21 protein-coding genes are annotated in these 18,289 nt (G+C 69.5%); 15 read left to right on the forward strand and 6 right to left on the reverse strand.

The genetic code is table 11. The annotated features are described in order from the left end of the window. The first annotated feature begins 45 nt into the window (after positions 1–45). The 3 genes from WPS_RS05200 (at position 46) to WPS_RS05210 (ending at position 2,998) form a co-directional block, all read left to right on the forward strand. Positions 46–561, forward strand: a complete 516-nt coding sequence (locus WPS_RS05200; protein WP_317996794.1) for a peptidoglycan recognition protein family protein — start codon at positions 46–48, stop codon at positions 559–561. Beyond that, positions 558–1,532 (forward strand): phosphotransferase enzyme family protein, encoded by a 975-nt coding sequence (locus tag WPS_RS05205; RefSeq protein ID WP_317996795.1) that lies wholly within the window; start codon positions 558–560, stop codon positions 1,530–1,532. The genes WPS_RS05200 and WPS_RS05205 overlap by 4 nt, the downstream gene beginning before the upstream one ends. 125 nt (positions 1,533–1,657) lie before the next feature. Next, entirely contained in the window at positions 1,658–2,998 is a 1,341-nt protein-coding gene (locus WPS_RS05210) for an NAD(P)/FAD-dependent oxidoreductase (protein ID WP_317996796.1), read from the forward strand. A gap of 15 nt (positions 2,999–3,013) precedes the next feature. Here the strand turns inward: WPS_RS05210 and WPS_RS05215 are convergent, their stop codons facing one another. Further along, on the reverse strand, positions 3,014–4,024 hold the full coding sequence (locus WPS_RS05215; RefSeq protein WP_317996797.1) for a thiamine pyrophosphate-dependent dehydrogenase E1 component subunit alpha: 1,011 nt from the start codon (positions 4,022–4,024) through the stop codon (positions 3,014–3,016). 168 nt (positions 4,025–4,192) lie between these two features. Here WPS_RS05215 and WPS_RS05220 point away from each other — a divergent pair, with 168 nt between their 5' ends. The 7 genes from WPS_RS05220 to WPS_RS05250 all read left to right on the forward strand — a co-directional run bounded on the left by WPS_RS05220 (position 4,193) and on the right by WPS_RS05250 (position 11,403). Then, positions 4,193–4,483, forward strand: a complete 291-nt coding sequence (locus WPS_RS05220) for a hypothetical protein (protein WP_317996798.1) — start codon at positions 4,193–4,195, stop codon at positions 4,481–4,483. After that, the gene (locus tag WPS_RS05225) at positions 4,480–5,064 is read left to right on the forward strand and encodes a TetR/AcrR family transcriptional regulator (protein WP_317996799.1); all 585 of its coding nucleotides are present in this window, start codon (positions 4,480–4,482) and stop codon (positions 5,062–5,064) included. The genes WPS_RS05220 and WPS_RS05225 overlap by 4 nt, the downstream gene beginning before the upstream one ends. A gap of 7 nt (positions 5,065–5,071) precedes the next feature. After that, positions 5,072–6,448, forward strand: a complete 1,377-nt coding sequence (locus tag WPS_RS05230) for a dihydrolipoyl dehydrogenase family protein (protein ID WP_317996800.1) — start codon at positions 5,072–5,074, stop codon at positions 6,446–6,448. A gap of 93 nt (positions 6,449–6,541) precedes the next feature. Beyond that, entirely contained in the window at positions 6,542–8,047 is a 1,506-nt protein-coding gene (locus WPS_RS05235; RefSeq protein WP_317996801.1) for a DHA2 family efflux MFS transporter permease subunit, read from the forward strand. Then, complete coding sequence (locus WPS_RS05240) at positions 8,011–9,345, forward strand: HlyD family secretion protein (RefSeq protein WP_317996802.1); 1,335 nt, start codon at positions 8,011–8,013, stop codon at positions 9,343–9,345. Before WPS_RS05235 ends, WPS_RS05240 begins: the two co-directional genes overlap by 37 nt. Positions 9,346–9,492: 147 nt before the next feature. Further along, on the forward strand, positions 9,493–10,284 hold the full coding sequence (locus tag WPS_RS05245; RefSeq protein WP_317996803.1) for a zinc-binding dehydrogenase: 792 nt from the start codon (positions 9,493–9,495) through the stop codon (positions 10,282–10,284). Between the two features lie 75 nt (positions 10,285–10,359). Further along, positions 10,360–11,403 (forward strand): hypothetical protein, encoded by a 1,044-nt coding sequence (locus WPS_RS05250; protein ID WP_317996804.1) that lies wholly within the window; start codon positions 10,360–10,362, stop codon positions 11,401–11,403. 10 nt (positions 11,404–11,413) lie between these two features. Here WPS_RS05250 and WPS_RS05255 read toward each other — a convergent pair whose 3' ends face one another. Then, positions 11,414–11,857, reverse strand: coding sequence for a DUF1648 domain-containing protein (locus tag WPS_RS05255; protein WP_317996805.1), 444 nt, complete (start codon positions 11,855–11,857; stop codon positions 11,414–11,416). Between the two features lie 52 nt (positions 11,858–11,909). On the opposite strand from WPS_RS05255, the gene WPS_RS05260 reads away from it, so the two are divergent. The 4 genes from WPS_RS05260 to WPS_RS05275 all read left to right on the forward strand — a co-directional run bounded on the left by WPS_RS05260 (position 11,910) and on the right by WPS_RS05275 (position 15,453). After that, positions 11,910–12,371, forward strand: coding sequence for a hypothetical protein (locus tag WPS_RS05260; protein ID WP_317996806.1), 462 nt, complete (start codon positions 11,910–11,912; stop codon positions 12,369–12,371). A gap of 81 nt (positions 12,372–12,452) precedes the next feature. Beyond that, positions 12,453–14,126 carry a phenylacetic acid degradation protein PaaN gene (gene paaN, locus WPS_RS05265; protein WP_317996807.1) on the forward strand — a complete coding sequence of 558 codons (1,674 nt, stop codon included), beginning with the start codon at positions 12,453–12,455 and terminating at the stop codon, positions 14,124–14,126. After that, on the forward strand, positions 14,123–14,566 hold the full coding sequence (paaI, locus tag WPS_RS05270; RefSeq protein WP_317996808.1) for a hydroxyphenylacetyl-CoA thioesterase PaaI: 444 nt from the start codon (positions 14,123–14,125) through the stop codon (positions 14,564–14,566). The genes paaN and paaI overlap by 4 nt, the downstream gene beginning before the upstream one ends. Then, positions 14,566–15,453, forward strand: a complete 888-nt coding sequence (locus WPS_RS05275; RefSeq protein WP_317996809.1) for an ROK family protein — start codon at positions 14,566–14,568, stop codon at positions 15,451–15,453. The genes paaI and WPS_RS05275 overlap by 1 nt, the downstream gene beginning before the upstream one ends. Positions 15,454–15,580: 127 nt before the next feature. Here WPS_RS05275 and WPS_RS05280 read toward each other — a convergent pair whose 3' ends face one another. The 3 genes from WPS_RS05280 to WPS_RS05290 are packed head-to-tail and all read right to left on the reverse strand — an operon-like array spanning position 15,581 to position 16,965. Beyond that, positions 15,581–16,030: a hypothetical protein gene (locus tag WPS_RS05280; RefSeq protein WP_317996810.1), complete on the reverse strand. Its 450-nt coding sequence runs from the start codon at positions 16,028–16,030 to the stop codon at positions 15,581–15,583. Between the two features lie 32 nt (positions 16,031–16,062). Next, the gene (locus WPS_RS05285) at positions 16,063–16,278 is read right to left on the reverse strand and encodes an alpha/beta fold hydrolase (protein ID WP_405054932.1); all 216 of its coding nucleotides are present in this window, start codon (positions 16,276–16,278) and stop codon (positions 16,063–16,065) included. A 45-nt stretch (positions 16,279–16,323) separates the two neighbouring features. Continuing rightward, positions 16,324–16,965, reverse strand: coding sequence for an alpha/beta fold hydrolase (locus WPS_RS05290; protein ID WP_317996812.1), 642 nt, complete (start codon positions 16,963–16,965; stop codon positions 16,324–16,326). A gap of 65 nt (positions 16,966–17,030) precedes the next feature. On the opposite strand from WPS_RS05290, the gene WPS_RS05295 reads away from it, so the two are divergent. Next, positions 17,031–17,465, forward strand: coding sequence for a MerR family DNA-binding transcriptional regulator (locus WPS_RS05295; protein WP_317996813.1), 435 nt, complete (start codon positions 17,031–17,033; stop codon positions 17,463–17,465). A 33-nt stretch (positions 17,466–17,498) separates the two neighbouring features. Here the strand turns inward: WPS_RS05295 and WPS_RS05300 are convergent, their stop codons facing one another. Next, entirely contained in the window at positions 17,499–18,287 is a 789-nt protein-coding gene (locus WPS_RS05300) for a prephenate dehydratase (RefSeq protein ID WP_317996814.1), read from the reverse strand. Positions 18,288–18,289 lie beyond the last annotated feature (2 nt).

Below are 18,289 nucleotides of genomic sequence, written 5' to 3' on the forward strand. Positions count from 1 at the left end.
GTGATTCTCGATCCACCCCGCCCGCTCCGCGAATGGCGACCAAACTTGCCGCCGGGCGACCTACGCGCGATCTCTCTGCACTGGACCGCGTACGACTACGAGCGATTCTTCCCGGCGTACCACTTTTGTCTCACCGGCGCACGCGACGTGATCGTGCACCACACGCACGACCTGCGCGAGAACATGCGCGACGTGCGGATCGACGCCGGTGCGCCGTACGCGGCGCACACCCGAGGACGCAACTCGTGGTCGATCGGGATCTCGATCGCCGCGATGCAGGACGCGACCCCGGCCGATTTCGGCGCGTATCCGATCACGCAGGCACAGCGCGAGGCGATGTGCGTTGTGGCAGCGGCGCTGGCGCGCTTCTACCGGATCGTTCCCGAGGCGGTGCGCACGCACGCCGAAGCAGCGCTCGACGACGGCTACTTCGGCGCCGGGAGCGACGACCTGCGCTGGGACATCGCGCGCTTCGCGCCGTCGCCCGAACCGCTTGTCCCGGCCGAAGCGATTGCTTGCGGCGCGTGGTTTCGCGAGCGCGTGCGCGCGCTGCTCGGGTGACGGAGGCCGACGCGCTGGCGATTGCCGCGGCGTTCGGGGTCGACGTTACGGGTGCGCGTGCAGCGGCGTTGGACGGCGGTTACTCCAACGAAAGCGTGCGCGTCGACGCCGCCGGCGGGCGCTACGTCGTGCGACGCTACGGGCGCCTGCACGTCACGCGCGCTGCGATCGTCTTCGAGCACGCGATCGTCGCGCATGCGGCGGCGCGGATGCGGGAAGTGGTCGCGCCGCTGCGCGCGTCGGAGGGGACGACGATCGCGGCGGCGCCGGACGGCGGGCTCGCGGCGGTCTTCCCGTACGTCGACGGCGCGACCGGCCGGCGCGATCTCGCGACGGCATCCGCCGCGGCCGCGCTGCTGGCGCGATTTCACCGGGCGATGCGCGACGTCCACGTCGCGTCCGGCATGCGCACCGCCCGATTTCTCGGGACGCTGCCGTGGCTGCGCGAGCGTTTTCAGCGCTTCGCGAACGATCCGCGCACCGGCCGGAAGCTCGACTGGGCGGCGGTCATCACCGCGGTCGCCGGCGCGACCGTCCGCATCGCGCCGGTCGCGGCCGAACTGCCGACGGTCGTCGTCCACGGCGATCCGAACCCCGGGAACGTCGTGAGCGTCGAAGAGGGCGACGTGCGCGCGCTCATCGACTTCGACTTCGCTCACGAGACCGAGCGGGTCTACGATCTGGGGACGCTGCTCGACGAGTTCGGCCGCGACGGCGAGGATACACCGCTGCGGCCGGAGCGCATCGCTCCGCTCGTCGCGGCGTACGAGGCCGAACTCCCGCTGAGCACCGTTGAGCGGAGCGCGCTGCCGGACGCGATGCTCCGGCGCGCGGCGATGCTGGTATGGTACGTCGCGACGCGGCACGGCGAGCGCGTCCCCGGCGATATCGGCGGCGCGCCGCGCTACGCGGCGCGCGTCCAGGAAATCGCGGCGCGTGCGCCGGCGATTCGGGAGGCGTTGCGTGGCTAGCGTCGTGCGTGCGCTGCTGTGGTGCGCGCTCGCCGCAGCGATTCTTACCGTGGTCGTGATGACGTGGCATCCCTGGCTGACGCCCTGGACCGGGATCAAACACTAGACGTCGAACGTCGTGCGGTGTGAGCGTGCAACGGATCGTGATCTTGGGGGGCGGGTTCGCCGGCGTCGCGGTCGCGCAGCGGTTGGAAAAAAAACTCCGCCGCGACGAGGCGGAGATCGCAATCGTCAGCCGCGACAACTTCACCCTGTTCACCCCGATGCTCCCCGAGGTGAGCTCCGGCGGGATCGAGACACGGCACGTCGTGACGCCGGTGCGCGCGCAACTGCGGCGCTCGACCTTCGTGCTCGGTGAGATTTCGCGCATCGACCTCGACGCGCGTGAGGTCGCGGCTTGCCATCCGATCACCGGCGACATGACGACGCTCCCCTACGACACGCTCGTCCTCGCTCTGGGAAGCGTGACCTCGACGTTCGGGATCCCCGGCGTCACCGAGCACACGCTGCCGCTCAAAACGATCGAAGACGCCGAGACGCTGCGCAACCGGATCATCGCGGCGCTCGAGCAAGCCGTCGTCACCGCGCCGGGCCCGGAGCGCGACCGCCTGCTGACGTTCGTCGTCGTCGGCGGCGGCTACACCGGCTGCGAAGCCGCCGGCGAACTCGTCGATCTGTTCCACTCGATCGTCCCGTTCTACCGGCCGCTGCGGCTCGCCGACGTGCGGATGGTGCTGATCGAAGCCGGCAAGGCGCTGCTGCCCGATCTCCCCCCGCAGATGGGTGCCTACACGACGCGCAACCTCCGGCAGCGCAAGGTCGAGTTGATCCTCGGCGACGGCGTCACGCACATCGACGAGCGCGGACTCGCCCTGCAGTCGGGGGCGTTCGTGTCGAGCGCGACGATGGTGTGGAGCGCCGGCGTGCGTCCGTCGCCTGTGCTCAAAGATCTCCCGGGCGTCATGCACGCCCGCAACGGCGGGATCGTCGTCCACGCCGACATGTCGGTGATCGGCCGCCCGGGCGTGTGGGCGATCGGCGACTGCGCGTGGATCCCCACCAAAGAGGATGCGCAGCAGAGCGATCGCAGCGCGTGGTATCCGGCGACCGCGCAGCATGCGATCCGCGAGGGCCCCGCGCTCGCCGACAACATCATCGCGACGATGCGCGGGACGCCGACGAAGCCGTTCCGCTATACCTCGCTCGGCACGATGGCGTCGCTGGGCGCGCGGCGCGGCGTCGCGGCGCTTCCGGGCGGCTACGTCCTCACCGGATTCCTCGCGTGGTTCCTGTGGCGGTCGTATTACCTCGCGCGGTTGCCGGGGCTCGACCGGCGCCTGCGCGTGACGGTCGACTGGACGCTGGGCTTGATCTTTCCGCGCGACATCGCCGAGATGCGCCTCTACACCGAGCGCGGACACCAGGCGGCGCGCGACGTGCAGGCGCAGAGCAAACCGGTGACGTGATCGCCGCGCGGCGCCTCAGTGCACCCAGGCGTCGTCGCTGCCGGCATAGGTGTTGCCGTAGAGCGTGTGTCCTTCGGGATACGGCTCGGCCTCGATCTCGTCGGTCGTGCGGTTGACGAGTTCGCTGATCTCGCGACGGATCGCTTTCACGGAATCGGCGTCGAGCACGCCCTGCTCGAGCAGAACGCGCTCGAACTTCGGCACCGGATCGTCGGACCGATGCTGCGCGACCTCGTCGCGCGTGCGGTAGGTACGATCGTCATCGTCGGTCGTGTGCGAGAGGAAGCGGTAGCAGTGCGCTTCGACCAGGACCGGTCCGTTGCCCGACGCCGCGTGCGCGCGCGCTTCGCGCACAGTGCGGTAGACGGCGACCGGGTCGAAGCCGTCGCACTCGAGCGCGTGCATCGCGTAGCCCGGCGCGCGCGCCGCGACGGCGGGGACGCGCATCTGCTTGGAGATGTGTGTCGAGATCGCCCACTGGTTGTTCTCGCAGACGAACACGACCGGCAACTCGTGGACCGACGCGAAGTTCATCGCTTCGTGCCACTCGCCTTGTGACGTCGCGCCCTCGCCGAATTGGCAGAACACGACACGATCGCCGTCGCCTCGCCGCTTGAGTGCCCACGCCGCGCCGACCGCATGCGTGCACTGCGCGGCGATGATCGACGAGATCGACGCGATCCCGAGATCTTTTGCGGTGACGTGGTTGATGATCGAACGGCCGCCGCTACGGTCGCCGGCGCGGGCCAGCTGCGAGCGGAACAGGTCCGCGAGCGGAAAGCCGCAGGCGAGGATCAGCCCGGTGTTGCGATAGTAGGGATAGAGCAGATCGCGCCCGCTCTTGAACGCGAGCCCCGTCCCGGCCTGCACCGCTTCGTGCCCTTCGGAACCCATCGCGATCCCGATCTTGCCCTGACGGTTCAGCTGAAAGCCGCGCGTGTCGACCGCGCGCTGCGTCACCATGTTGCGGTAGAGCTTGAGCAACTGCTCGCGCGAAAGCGCTGCGGGCGCCGCCGTCGTGGTCATCTCACCAGCGACCGTTCTGCGGGTGCATGCCCCTACCTACCGTTTGGACGGGGGACTGACACCCGATCTCGCAGAGAACGCGGAAATGCGCGTCGTCCCGGTCGCTCCCCCTCACGGGAGCGCAGCCGGCCGCCGGGATCAACCGGATCGCGTGGGACGGCAACGAAGATGGCCCCGGTGCGCTGGAACGGAACGAGCCCGCAGAACGCGGGGCCGCTGACGGGATTCGAAGCCCTGCCCGGGCGGTACATCGCGCGCCCGCACGTGCCGCCGGGCGAGCAGGCCACGCTTGCGGCGTTGCGCGACGAACTGACCGCGGACGAACCGCGCGACGAGGACTCGGCCGCGAAGCCGGACCGCATCCGCGAGCGCATCCTCGGAATCATCGGACAGATCGAAGGCGCGCTCCGGCCGCCGTTCGCGCAGCCCCTCGACGCGCCACCGCGTTCGCGGCCGTGACGGCCGAGCCGCGCAAGCCCTACGACATCGACTCGCTGACCGACGTCGCGCTGCGCGTCTTCGCGGAACGCGGCTACGACGGCGCGTCGATGGACGACGTGGCGCGCGCGGCGGGGATCACGAAGGCGTCGATCTACCATCACGTCAGCGGCAAAGAGGAGCTGCTCAGCCGCGGCCTCGGGCGCGCGCTCGACGCGCTCTTCGCCGTGCTCGACGAACCGGAGTCGCGCGAGGGCCGGGCCGTCGCGCGGCTTCGGCACATCGTCTACCGCGTCGCCGACGTTACCCTGCGGATGCTCCCCGAACTCACGGTGCTGGTGCGCGTCCGCGGCTCCTCGAAGAGCGAACGCGAGGCAGTCGAACGGCGGCGCGCCTTCGACCGGATCGTCACCGAGCTGATCGCCGGAGCGCAGCGCGACGGCGACATCCGCGCCGACGTCGACCCGCGCTTAGCGGCGCGGCTGATCTTCGGGATGTCCAACTCGGTGGTAGAATGGTATCGCAGCGGACCGCTCGCCCGCGATGCGATCGCGCGCGCGATCGTCACGACGGCGTTCGAGGGTATCTGCACGCGGGTATGAGCCCGCCATGCCCGAGCGTCGGTACGAGCTGTGCGTGATCGGTGCGGGGACCGCCGGCTTTGCCGCCGCCGAAGAGGCGCGCGCGGCGGGGCGCGACCTGCTGCTCGTCACCGGTGACGACGAGCTCGGCGGGACCTGCATCCGACGCGGCTGCATGCCGGCCAAGACGCTGCTCGCGGCGAGCGAACGCGAAGCCGCGGTGCAGCGTGCGGGGGTGCTCGGCATCGATGGTGCTCAGGTGCAGATCGATCTGCCGAAACTGATCCGCCGCAAACGCGCGCTCGTCGATTACTTCGCCGAGGATCGCGTGCACGAACTCGAAGCGTACCCGCTCGCGCGCGGCAATGCGCGCTTCGTCACGGAGGACGCGATCGTGGTCGGCGGCCGGCGCGTGCGCGCGGAGCGGTTCGTGATCGCGAGCGGCGCGTCCGTCGTCGCGCCCGCGATCCCGGGCCTCGCGGAGGTGGAGACGATCACCAGCAGCGACGTACTCGAGATGACGCGTGCGCCGCAACGGATCGCGATCCTCGGGGGCGGCCCGGTCGGATGTTCGTTCGCGCAGTTCTTCGCGCGCGTCGGTGCGAAGGTTACGCTCGTTCAGGATGCGCCCGAACTGCTGCGCAACGACGATCCCGACGTCGGCGCCGCGGTGCGCAGCGCGCTCGAGCGGGACGGCGTTGACGTCGTCTGCGGCGCGACAGTCGAACGCGCGTTTCGCGACGGCGGCGACAGCGTCGTCGTCGCCGCATCGCCGTTCGGGACGCGTGCGGTGCGGTGCGACGCGGTAATGCTGGCGACGAATCGCCGCCCCAATGTCGACGGTCTCGATCTTGAAGCCGGAAGGATCGCGGGCGACCCGGCGCGCGGCGTGGCCGTCGACGCCGCGCTGCGCAGCCCGACCAATCCGCGCGTCTACGCCGCGGGCGACGTCGTGGGCCGGCGCAGTCTCGTGCACGCCGCCGCGTTCGCCGGCCGGCTGGCGGCCCGCAACGCGTACGCCGACCGCGCCGAGCCGATGCGCTGGGAGCGCTGGGAGGCGCACGCGATCGACACGCAGCCGCAGGTCGCGGTCGCCGGGCGCTCCGAGCGCGAGTGCCGGCTGCTCGGAATCCGGTACCGCAAGGCGACGCTGGCGGCCGGGGAGGTCGGCGAAGCGCTGGTCACCGATCAGGCCGAGGGATTCGTGAAGATGCTGGCGCGCGAGGACGACGGCATCGTCGTGGGGATTACGCTCGTGACCGCCGACGCGATCGACTTGGCGGGCGAGGCGATCATGCTGGTCGACCGCGGGATGAGCGCAGAAGAGATCGCCGAAGTGCCCCATCTCCATCCGACGATGAGCGAACTCTTCGTCCGCGTCGCAGAGCGGCTTGCGGCGGCGTAACGCTCGCGGAAGCGTTCCGGAGCAAGAGCCGCGAAGAACGCCGGAATTCGCTGCGTCGTCAACGGGAGGACGGTCCTGGCAGCTCGTTCCCTGGTGATTACAAGCGTTCTCATCGGCTATTGGATGTCGGCACTCGATGCCACGATTTTGAACCTCGGCTTCGGTACGATCGCCGGGCATTTGAACGTCGGCATCGATGAAGTCGCCTGGGCGTCGACGGCCTATGCCCTCGCGCTCGTGATCGCGATGCCGCTCAGCGGCTGGCTGGCGGCGAATCTCGGACGCAAACAGGCGTTCATCGCGGCGATCGCCGTCTTCACCGCCGGTTCGCTTGCGTGCGCGTTCTCGAATTCGCTGCTCGTCCTCACCGTGGCGCGTTTCATCCAAGGTTTCGGCGGCGGCGCGATGCAGCCGCTCGGCACCGCCGCGCTGCTCGACGCCTATCCCCAAGAGCAGCTCCCCAAAGCGTTTCAGATCATCGGTCTGGGCGGGATGCTCGGGCCGCTGACCGGTCCGCTCGTCGGCGGCTGGATGCTCGACAACTTCCCGTGGCAGACGCTCTTCGTCATCAACGTGCCGATCGGTCTGGCGGTGATCGCGATGGCGTCGATCGGTTTCGTGCAGCGCCCCGTCACGCCGGAGCGGCGCAGGTTCGACTGGGGGGCGCTCGCGCTGATGGCCGGCGGACTCATCGCGCTGCAGTACGCGATCCAGGAAGGCCCGCGCAGCGAGTGGTTCGCCTCGGCGAGCGTCACGCTCGCGGCGCTGGTCGCGTGCGGTGCGCTCGGCACGTTCGCGTTCACGCAGCTGCGCTCCGCACGGCCGCTGGTCGATTTGAAACCGTTGCGGCTCTTCACGTTCGACGCCGGGCTGCTGCTGCTGATCGTGACCACGATCGGGACGACCGGCACCGCGTTCGTCGTACCGCTGTTCCTGCAGCAGGCCGTCGGCTTCGACGCAACCGCGGCCGGACTCGCGGCGGTCCCGGCCGCGATCGGCACGATCGTCGCGATCGCGGCCGGCGGGTACCTGCGGCGCGTCTCGCCGATCGTCATCGCGGTCGCAGGGCTGCTGCTGCTCGGCTTCGGCACGCTGTGGATCGCGCTGATGGGGAACACGATCGGGTTCGGCGAGATCATCCTGCCGCGCTTCGTGCAGGGGCTCGGGAACGGGCTCGTCTACGTGCCGTTCAACACGCTGGTGATGGTCGGAATCCCGCAGCGTCTGTACGATGCGGCGAGCGGTCTCTCCGGCGTGACGCGGCAGCTCGGCACGAGCCTCGGCTATGCGGTGCTCAGCGCGCAGATCGTCGCCTTGCAGCATTCGGCTGCGGTGACGCTGAGCGGACGCGTGCACGTCGGCGCGGGCGCAAGCTCGCGCAGTTTGGGACAGATCGCGCAGGCGCTGACCCAGCGCGGGTTCGCGCCCTCCGATGCGGCGGCGCAGGCGCCCAGCGTGTTCAGCGCGATCGTTCAGCGTGAAGCCGTCGTGTGGGGCTTCCAATCGAGTCTGTTCACGATCGCGATGCTGTTCCTCATCGTGGTGCCGATCGTCGTGCTGCTGTGGCGCTTCGCGCCGCGCGCCGCCGCGGAGGCGTGACGGCGCTGCGGCGCATCGGCTGGCTCCCCCTCACCGCGATCGTCATCGCGCTGGCCGCAGGGCTGTGGTTCGGCGCCCGCTGGTACAACCACGATCGCTTTCGGGTGACGACCGATGACGCATACATCGACACCCAGCAGGTGATGGCGATGAGCCGCGTCTCCGAGCGCGTCGCCGAGGTGCTGGTGGATGCGAATCAGCCCGTCCACCGCGGCCAGCTCCTCGTCCGGCTCGACGACGTGAACGAACGCGCGAAGGTCGACATGGCCCAACGCAACCTGAGCGCGCTGCGTGCGGCGGCGGTGGCTGCAGAGCGCGCCGCCGATCTCGAGAGCGAGCTGCAGTCGGCGCAGGTGCACACCGAACGCGGCAACGTCGAGGCCGCGCGATTGGGCGCGGATGTCGCCGCTTCGCAGGCGACCGCGTCGAAGACCGCGATCGACGTCGCGCGCTCGCAGGTCGACGCGGCCCTTGCCGCCCAGCGCGTCGCCGATGCCGCCCTTCCGGCCGCGCAGCGTTCGATGGAGAGCGCGCAGCGCGATCGCGATCGCGACCACGCGCTCGCGGAACAAGGGTATGTCTCGTCGCAGGCGGTCGACGCTTCGGAGTCGGCGTACGCGCAGGCCCGCAGTGCGTACGACGCAGCGGTCGCGAACAGCGCGTCGGCGCGCGTCAACGTACGCACCGCGCGAGCCCAGCTCGCGCAGATTAGCGGCACGTCGACCTCGGAACAGCGGCGAGCCGGCGCGCTCCGCGCGCAGATCCTGGTCGCGCAAGGAAAACTGCAGGAGATGGCGGCGCCGAGCCGCGTCCTCGACAAGCGCGCCTTGGCCGACGAGGCGGCGGCGAACGTCGCCGCCGGCGAGAGCCAGCTGCGTCTCGCGCAGATCGATCTCGACGCGACGCGGATCGTCGCGCCCGTCGACGGGTTCGTCGCTTCCCGCGACGTCGAGCGCGGCCAGACGGTCGCGCCCGGTCAGGCGCTGATGACGATCGCGCCCGCGAAACGCGTCTTTGTCACCGCCAACTACAAGGAGACGCAAATGCCCCGCGTGCGGGTCGGTGCGCCGGTCGAGATCTCCGTGGATGCGTGCGGCGGAAAGACGTTCAGCGGCCGCGTCGTCGCGATCGGTCCGGTCGCGCAGAGCGCGCTCTCGACGCTGCCCACGCTCACCGCGCCGAGCAACTTCGTCAAAGTCGCGCAGCGCATCCCCGTACGGATCAGCCTTCCCGCCGACAGCGACGGCTGCACGTTCCGCCCGGGGATGTCGGTCGAAACGTCCGTCGTCACGCGATGAGCGGAGCGGGCCCCTCCCGCAACCGTCGTGCGGTCTCAACGCGTCCGGGCTCGAGGAATGCAACGCGTCATCACCTCGCCCGATCACCCCGTCCGTCTCGTTGCGGACGATGCTCCCGCTCCTCCGACGCGTTCCGGACACGCGCTCGTGCGCGTTCGCGCTTCGTCGATCAACCGCGGCGAGACGCGCCTGATCCCGGCGCGGCCGGACGGCTGGGCTCCCGGTCAGGATGTCGCCGGCGTCGTGGAAACCGCGGCGCCCGACGGCGGTCCCGGCGCGGGGACGCGCGTCGTAGGACTCGCGGATGAAGGGGCATGGAGCGAGCTGGTCGCGGTCCCGCTCGAACGGCTCGCGGTGCTGCCCGACGGCGTCGATTTCGTGCAGGCCGCGTGCCTGCCGGTTGCGGGACTGACCGCATTGCGCGCGCTGCGCGCGCTCGGCGACGTCGTCGGCCGCGAACTGCTGGTGACCGGTGCGGCGGGCGGCGTTGGCAACCTGGCGGTGCAGCTCGCGCGGGATTCGGGCGCGTCGGTGACGGCGTTGGCACGCCGTCCGCTCCCGTTCGACGGCGTCCGTGTGCGGAGCGCCCTCGACGAGTCGATGCGCTTCGAGCGCGTCCTCGACGCGGTCGGCGGCGCGGTGCTTGGCGACGTGTTCGGACGGCTGCGGCCGCACGCGAAAGTCGTCTTCTTCGGCGGCGGCGACCCGGTGCCGCTCTCACTCGGTACGCTGCAGGGGTCTCCCGCGACGATCGAAGCGCTCTTCGTGTACCAGGCGCCCGGCCGGTTCGATGAGGATCTCGCGGCGCTGGTGCAGTTCGTCGCGGCAGGCCGGCTCGTGCCGCGGGTCGACCGCACCGTGCCGGTGGGCGACGTCAACGACGCCTTGGCGGCCTTGGAGCGCGGCGGCATCGACGGGAAAATCGTCCTGACGCGCTAGCGCATATATTGCCGTCGCCGCCGCCAATGGGTATAGTGAATCCTAACCGACCATTCGGTAGGGAGTTTTCGCACCATGGCCTTGACCGCCCCGCAGCAGAGTCAGCTCGTCGTCCCGACCGGCGGCTTCACGCCGTATCCGGAAGTCCCGCAGCCCAACATCTTCCCGATGGAGTGGCGCGTCGAGACTCCCAAACTCGCCGAGCTCTACGAGCGCTCGAAGCGTCAGGTGTGGAATCCTGCCGACTTCCCGTGGGAGACGCTGCGCCCTGAGGACTTCACCGAACAGCAGCGGCTCGGGATCATGTACTGGTACGCGGTGCTGGCGAACTTTGACGGTTCGGGGCCGGCGGTGTTCGCGAAGGCGACGATTCACGCGTTCGAGACGCATCAGGAAGATCCGATCCGCAAATGTTTCTTCTCGATCACGCGCGATGAGATGAATCACGAGGAAGTCTGTCAGCGCGCGATCCAAAAGCTGGTCCCCGGCGGCCCGATGGATTTCGAGGCGACCAGCGATCTGGCGAAGGCGGCGCAGAACAACATCGGCTGGCTGTATCACAACGGCGGCCGCTACTGGACCGGCTACTCCGCGTCGCTCGCGAAGTATCCGCTCAGCGTGCTCTTCACGTCGTTTCTGATGGGCGAGGTCGCATCGTCGACGCTCTTCTTCGGGATGTCGAAGAAGGCGACGCATCCGGTCTTCAAAGAGCTGTTCAAGCGCGTCGGTCAGGACGAAGCGCGCCACCTCGCGATCTGCCTGACGGTGCTCGAGAAAGACTGGCCCGGTCTCTCCGACGAGTACAAGCACCTGATTACGAAGCAGCTGCGCGCCGGCTTCGTGTTCCTCAGCATGATCCTGTGGGAACCGCCCAGCCAGTTCTGGGAGATCCCCGAGTATTTTCTCCCCAACCATCGCGTGCTGGTGCAGCACGCGCGCGACGCGGGCTTGGGCGTGCTGACGTACGACGAGCAAGCCGATAACTGGCGCACGGCGCTGGCGCGCGTGCGCGCGATCGTCGGCGAATGGGGAATCGCGTTCCCCGCGATCCCGGAACTGGATCTCGACGGCGTCGACGTCAGCGACATCGGCCCCGAAGACATCATCCCGGTCTTCTAGTCACGCTGCGTCACGCTCCGCGTGACACGGAAATGAGAATGTTCAGCGCGACGGTCGCGAGCAGCGGGAGCATCGTGACCAGGATGCGTGTCGGTGCAATCCGGTGCGTCATCTTGCGTCCGACTTCGATCAAGCGGTCGGCGGCCCACGCCAGCAGCGACGCGATCTCGACGACGATCACCATCGCAAGCAGCACCGGCGCGCGGTCGTATTCTCCCGGCGGGGCCGCCGCCAGCGTCAGCCCCAGCACCGCGAGGACCGGGACGATGATCGCCGGCGCCAGCCACAGCACGCCCTTGGGGCCGTAGCTTCCGGGGCGGCCGTCGATCCCCAGATGCAGCGGGATGCGCGACGGCGCCGACGGCAGGACGCGCGCAAGATGCCATGCGAGCAGGACGACGCTGGCAACGGCGAGGCCGTATACGACCCAAACCAGCCACAACGGGATCAGCACGTCGAAACGGTACTCGCAGGCGCTCGCACGGGATACGGGTATGTTCGCGCTGATGGAGCCCGCACGCTTTCCCGCCTTCTCCGCCGAAGCGCTCGACGGAACCGCTTACGTCGCACCGCGCGATTTCGCCGGCGCGCGCAACGTGATCGTGGTCGGCTTCGCGCTGGAGCAGCGGGGCGAGATCGAATCGTGGGGGAGGTACCTCGACGCGCTCGTGCGCGGGCGTTCCGACGTGCGCGCGCGGCTCTACGCGCTGCTCGGCGGCGGCGCGAAGATGATGCGCGGCGTGATTCTCAGCGCGATGCGCAAGGCGCTGCCGCAGCCCGAACTGCGCGCCTCGACGATCGTGCACTTCACCGACGTCGACGCGTTCTGCCGCGCCGCCGGGATCACCGACCGCAAACACCTCGCGCTCTTCGTGGTCGATCCCGACGGGGCGATCGCCTGGCGCGGCAGCGGCGCCTACTCCGAAGACACCGCCGCATCGATCGACGCCGCTTTGGTCCGAGCCTAGCGTCGCGCGAGCGAGCGCACTGCGGCCTCGCACCGCCGGTGCCGGGGGCGCCTCGCCCGGGCGCCGAAGCGCCAAGCCATCATGACGACGACTCTGGCCAGCGGGGCCGACCTGTTCGCAAAGCATCGTGCGACGCTCGACGGCGCGCGCGACGCGATCCGCACGCGCGGCTACTACAGCGCCTATCCCGAGAGCGCGAAGGCCTACGGCGAAAGCGCGATGGCCGACGGCAAGGCCGCATTCGATGCGCGTCTGGGAAAGACGTTCGCGCTGACGCAGCCGACGACCGGCGCGACGGTCGCGCCGGAGCGCTCGCCGTACGGGATCGCGCTCGACGTGCAGTATCCCGTCGTCGACGTCGATGCGCTGTTCGCCGCGGCGACGCAGGCGATGAAGGCCTGGGCCGCGGCGTCGGCGGAGACGCGTACCGGCGTCGCGCTCGAAGCGCTCGCGCGGCTCAACGCGCACTCGTTCGAGCTCGCGCACGCGGTGATGCACACGACGGGCCAGGCGTACCTGATGGCCTTTCAGGCCGGCGGCCCGCACGCGCAGGATCGCGCGCTCGAAGCGGTCGCGTACGCGTACGACGAGATGTCGCGCATCCCGGCGAGCGTCGTGTGGGAGAAGCCGGCAAAGCCCGAGCCGTTGCGCATCGAGAAACGCTTCCGCATCGTCCCGCGCGGGATCGACCTCACCATCGGCTGCTCGACGTTCCCCACCTGGAACGCATATCCGGGGATCTTCGCGAGCCTCGTCACCGGCAACGCCGTCGTCGTGAAGCCGCATCCGCAGGCGATTCTGCCGCTCGCGATCACGCTCGACGTGCTGCAGGGAACGCTGCGCGACGCCGGCTTCGATCCGCAACTCGTTACGCTCGCCGTCGATACGCCCGACCATCTGCTGGCAAAGGAGCTCGCGCAGCGGCCCGAAGTCAAGCTGATCGACTATACCGGATCGAGCGCCTTCGGCACCTGGCTCGAAAAGAATGCCGACGCGCTCGTGTATACCGAAAAGGCCGGCGTGAACAGCGTCGTCATCGACTCGACCGCCGACTTCGCGGGGATGACGAAGAACCTCGCGATGTCGCTCGTGCTGTATTCGGGACAGATGTGCACGACGCCGCAGAACCTGTTCGTGCCGGCCGTGGGAATCGCGGCCGAGAGCGGACGGAAGTCGTTCGACGAGGTGGTCGCCGCGCTCACGCAGGCGATCGACGCGGTCCTCGGCGCGCCCGAACGCGCCGTGGAGTTCCTCGGCGCGATTGCGAGCGACGCGACGCTCCAGCGCGTCGACGCGGAAAACGCGAAGCCGGGCGTGGTGAAGCGAAGCGTCGCGCTCGAACATCCGAAGTTCCCCGGCGCGCGCGTCCGCACGCCGGTAATCGCGGTCGTCGATGCCGCCGACCGCGAGCGGTTCTCGCACGAGGCGTTTGGACCGATCGCCTATGTGATCCGCACCGCGAACACCGACGAATCGCTGCGGCTGGCGACGGAACAAGCGCGGGACAAGGGCGCGATCACCGCGATCGTGCACTCGACCGACCCGACGGTGCTGGAGAAGGCGCAGCGCTGGGCGCGCGAGGGCAAGGTCAACATCGCCGTCAACCTCACCGGCTCGCTGCTAGTGAATCAGTCGGCGGCGTTCAGCGACTATCACGTGACCGGAGGCAATCCGGCGGGCAACGCGTCGCTCACCGACGCGGCGTTCGTCGCGAACCGCTTCCGCATCATCGAGACGCGTACGCCCGCCGCGTGACCGAAGCGGCGACGGATGCCGACGCGCTCGCCCGGGCGTGCGCCGAGGCGATGTACGCGCGCGACCGGGCGGCGCGCGCGGCCGGCATGGTGATCGAGGACGTGCGCGCCGGCTATGCGCGCGTCGCGATGACGGTCACCGACGCGATGCTCAACGGCCACGACATCGCGCACGGCGGCTTCACCTTCATGCTCGCCGACACCGCGTTCGCGTACGCGTGCAACTCGCGGAACTTGCCCAACGTCGCCTTGCAGTGCTCGATCTCTTTTGCCGCCCCAGTCCATCTGGGTGACCGGCTCGTCGCTGAAGGCGAACAGCGCAGCGGCGGCAACGGCCGCACTGGGGTGTACGACATCACGGTCTCGCGCGCCGACGGCGAGATGGTCGCGCTGTTCCGCGGCGTGTGCTATCGCGTGAAGGGAACGGTGCTCGAGGGCTGATGCTCGCGGGCGTCAACGTCGGCGGAACGACGACGAGCGTCGTGCTCGGAACGTCTGCCGGTGAGATCGTGCAGCGCCGCGCGTGGCCGACGCAGGCGCGCGATGGGGATGCGCTGATCGCCGCGATCGTCGGGGCGCTACGCAGGTTCGGCGATGCGGTGGAGGCCGTCGGCGTCGCGATCGGCGGCCCGATGGATGCGCGGCGAGGCATCATCGTCGCGCCGCCGCATCTGCCGGGTCTGCACGGCGTCGCGCTCGGCGACGAGCTGCACGCCGCGCTCGAGGTGCCGGTGCAGGTCCATCACGACGCGGCGGCGTGCGCGCTCGCCGAGACGCGCTGGGGCGCGGAGCGCGGCGCGTTCGGGCTCGCGTACCTCACCTGCGGAACGGGCTTCGGCGCCGGGATCGCGATCGACGGACGGGCGCACTACGGCGCGGACGGCGCATCGCCGGAGATCGGCCATGTGCGGTATCGCGACGACGGTCCCGACGTCTTCGGGAAACCGGGCTGCTTCGAGTCCTACGGTTCGGCGAGCGCGCTCCCGCAACTCGCGCGCCGCCGCGATCCCGCGTGCGATGCGCGGACCGGCGCGGATGTCGCCGCGCGCGCCGCGGCCGGGGATCCCGCGTGCGCAGCCGCGATCGCCGACAACGCGGCCGCGGTCGGCGCGGCGTGCGCGCTCCTCGCCGACCTGCTGGTGCTCGACGTCGTAATTCTCGGCAGCCTCGCAACGTATCTCGGAGGTGCCTGGATCGATGCCGTGCGCGCCGCGTTCGCGCGCGAAGCGCTCCCGGACCACGCCGGCACGCAGCTGCTTCCTCCGACCCTCCCCAACGTTCAAGACCTCTCAGGCCTCGCTGCCGCTCTCAATAGTTTTCGCGGCTAACCGCTCCTGGGCTGTCTCGCCGACATCCCGATCGTCTACGTCCCGCTACCGTTGCTGGCGCGGAACGTTGGCCGCGCGCCGCTCACCGCGTATCGCGGGCCGGCGAGCGTCGCGGCGAGATCGTCGATCATGCGGCGAGGCGCCGCCGCGTAGCAAGCGCGATCGGCAACCCGACGAACACCGCGTGATCGACGAGGAACGCCGCAAAAAGCGCCGGGTTGAAGGGAAACTGCGGGACGCCCGTACGCGGCAGCACGATCAGATCCATGAAGATCCACACCGCGATGCCGTAGGAAAGACCGGCGATGATCGCGTGCCCGATGAGGATCGGAAAGCGTCGCGCCGCTGCAGCATACAGTCCCGCGTAGAGGAACGCAAAGAAGAAGTGCACCGCCACGCCGAGCGCCGCGGTCGCGAGTCCGCCTTTGAAGGCCGCCACCCCGAGCAGACCGCTGGCGATGTACTGCAGCACGCCGACCAGCGAAAAGGCATGCAGCACGAAGACGTACGCCACGACCGCGAACGAGGCGTCGAGGACGCCCGCGACGAGCCCGCCGTCGAGCGTGGCGGCCGCCACGCCGGAGCGTCGAGCTGCCGTTGCCGAAACGCTCATGACGCGGCCGCCTGCGCTTTCACGCGGTCGGCGAGTGCACGCATCGCCTCGGCGATCGTCCCGCTGTGTTCTTCGATGGCGAAGTGGCCGCCGTCGAGGAGCACCACGGTCGCGCCCGTATTGTCGCGACGATATGCTTCGGCGCCGGCGACGGTGAAGAACGGATCGTTTTTCCCCCAGAGCACGAGCATCGGAGGTCTGCGGTCGCGCAGATACGCCTGCCATGTCGCGAACTGCGGCGGATTGGTGCGATAGTCTTAGAGCAGCGCGAGTTGGATCGCGTCGTTGCCGGGACGGTCGAGCAGCGCCTGGTCGAGCGTGTACGCGTCGGGGCTCACGCGGCTCGCATCGGCGGCGCCCTCGAGGTAGTGGAAGCGCGTCGTCTCAGGAGCGAGCATCTGACGCACCGCGGCCTCGCTCGCGCTGCTGGGGTCTGCCCAGTAGTTCTGGAGCGGCGCGAGTGCCGGCGAGACGCCGTCTAGGTGTGCGATCGCGTTCTGGACGACGATCGCACGGATGAGCTCCGGCCGCTTCGCTGCTAGGCGGAAGCCGATCGGGCCGCCGTAGTCGTGCAGGTAGAGCGAGACTTTCTCGATGCCGAGCGCGTCGACGAAACCTTCGACGATCTCCGCTAGGCGGTCGAAGGTGTAGGTGAAGTTCGTCGGGGCCGGGGCGTCGCTGTAGCCGAATCCGGGATAGTCGGGCGCGACGAGGTGGAAGCGATCGGCGAGCCTCGGCATCAGGTCGCGGAACATATGCGACGACGACGGGAAACCGTGCAGCAACAGAACGGTGGGACCGTCGCTGGGGCCGGCCTCCCGATAGAAGATCGAGACGCCGTCGACGGTAACGCGGCGGTAGCGGACGGCGAGGTCGTTCCGCGGGGATTCGGCTGACATGCTGGAGGTACTCCGGAAGAGGGTATGGACACACCTTACGACTTCAAGTAGACTTGAAGTCAAGCATGGAGCACGACGGTGGCCGCGTGACGATCGGCGAGGTGGGCGAGCGCAGCGGCGTCAGCGCCGCGACGCTGCGCTACTACGAGGAGCTCGGACTGATCGCGCCGGTCGCGCGCCGCGGCCTGACACGGCTCTACGAAGCGCCGGCAATCTTCGAGCGCCTGGAGATGATCCGCCTCACGAGTGCGATCGGCTTCACGCTGCAAGAGGCCAAAGCGCTGCTCTCTCGCGCGCGCGACCGCGAGGCCTTCGTGCCGCTTGCCGAGGCGAAGCTGGCGGCGCTCGAACAGCGCCGTCGCGATCTCGCGACGGCTGCGAAAATGCTGCGCCATGCGCTTGTCTGCAACTGCGGCGACGTGACGGAATGTCTCGCGGCGTCGAGCCCGCCGCCGAACTTGTTGCGTAGCGCGACGCGCGCGCGGCGGTTCGAGCGCTGACCGCAGACGTAGCCGCTGCCCCGGCGTCGGAGATCAGTAGCGGCCGAGGAGGCGTTGGTCGCCGCCGATCGCGGCGAGGGCGGCAGTAAGGCGGGCGTCGTCGACGCCCGTGAGTTCGACGAAGAACCGGTAGCGGAACGGCACTTTGCGGTCCGGGCGCGCGATCAGAAAGCGCAGGTCGATGGCGCGATCGGCGAACGCCGAGAGCGCGTCGCGCAGCGAGCCCGGTCGGTCGTCAACCGCGATGCCGATGCACGCACGATCCGACGGCGCGGCCGCCGGCGAACGCGAGAGCAAGAAGAAGCGGGTGTAGTTCTCGGCCTCATCCTGCACGTTGCGAGCCAGGATTCTGCCGCCGTAAATCTCCGCCGCCAGCGCCGGACCGATCGCCGCGACCGACGGATCGTTGAGCCGCACGATCTCTTTCACGGCGCCCGCGGTGTCGGTCGACGTCGACCGCCGCCACCCGTGCGCCTCGATCAGCGCGCGAACTTGTTCGAGCGCGACGGGATGGGAGCGCACTTCTGCGATCCGATCTTCGTGCGCGCCGCCGACGCCGACCAGACACAGTTCCACCGGCAGCGTCGTCTCCTCGACGATGCGCAGATCCGGATGCTCCCAAAGCAGTTCGTAGTTGCGCGGCACCGGGCCGGCGATCGCGTTCTCAACCGGCAAGACGGCAAAGTCAACTTCGCCTTTCGCCAGCGCAATCGCCGTCGCGTCGAACGACGGATAGCCGCGCGTCTCGGCGTCGGGGACGAGCCGGCGCGCAGCGACGTCGCTGAACGCGCCCGGATGCCCCTGATATCCGACGGTCGGCATCG

Origin of the sequence: Vulcanimicrobium alpinum, from assembly GCF_027923555.1 — a bacterium.
Taxonomy (GTDB): domain Bacteria; phylum Vulcanimicrobiota; class Vulcanimicrobiia; order Vulcanimicrobiales; family Vulcanimicrobiaceae; genus Vulcanimicrobium; species Vulcanimicrobium alpinum.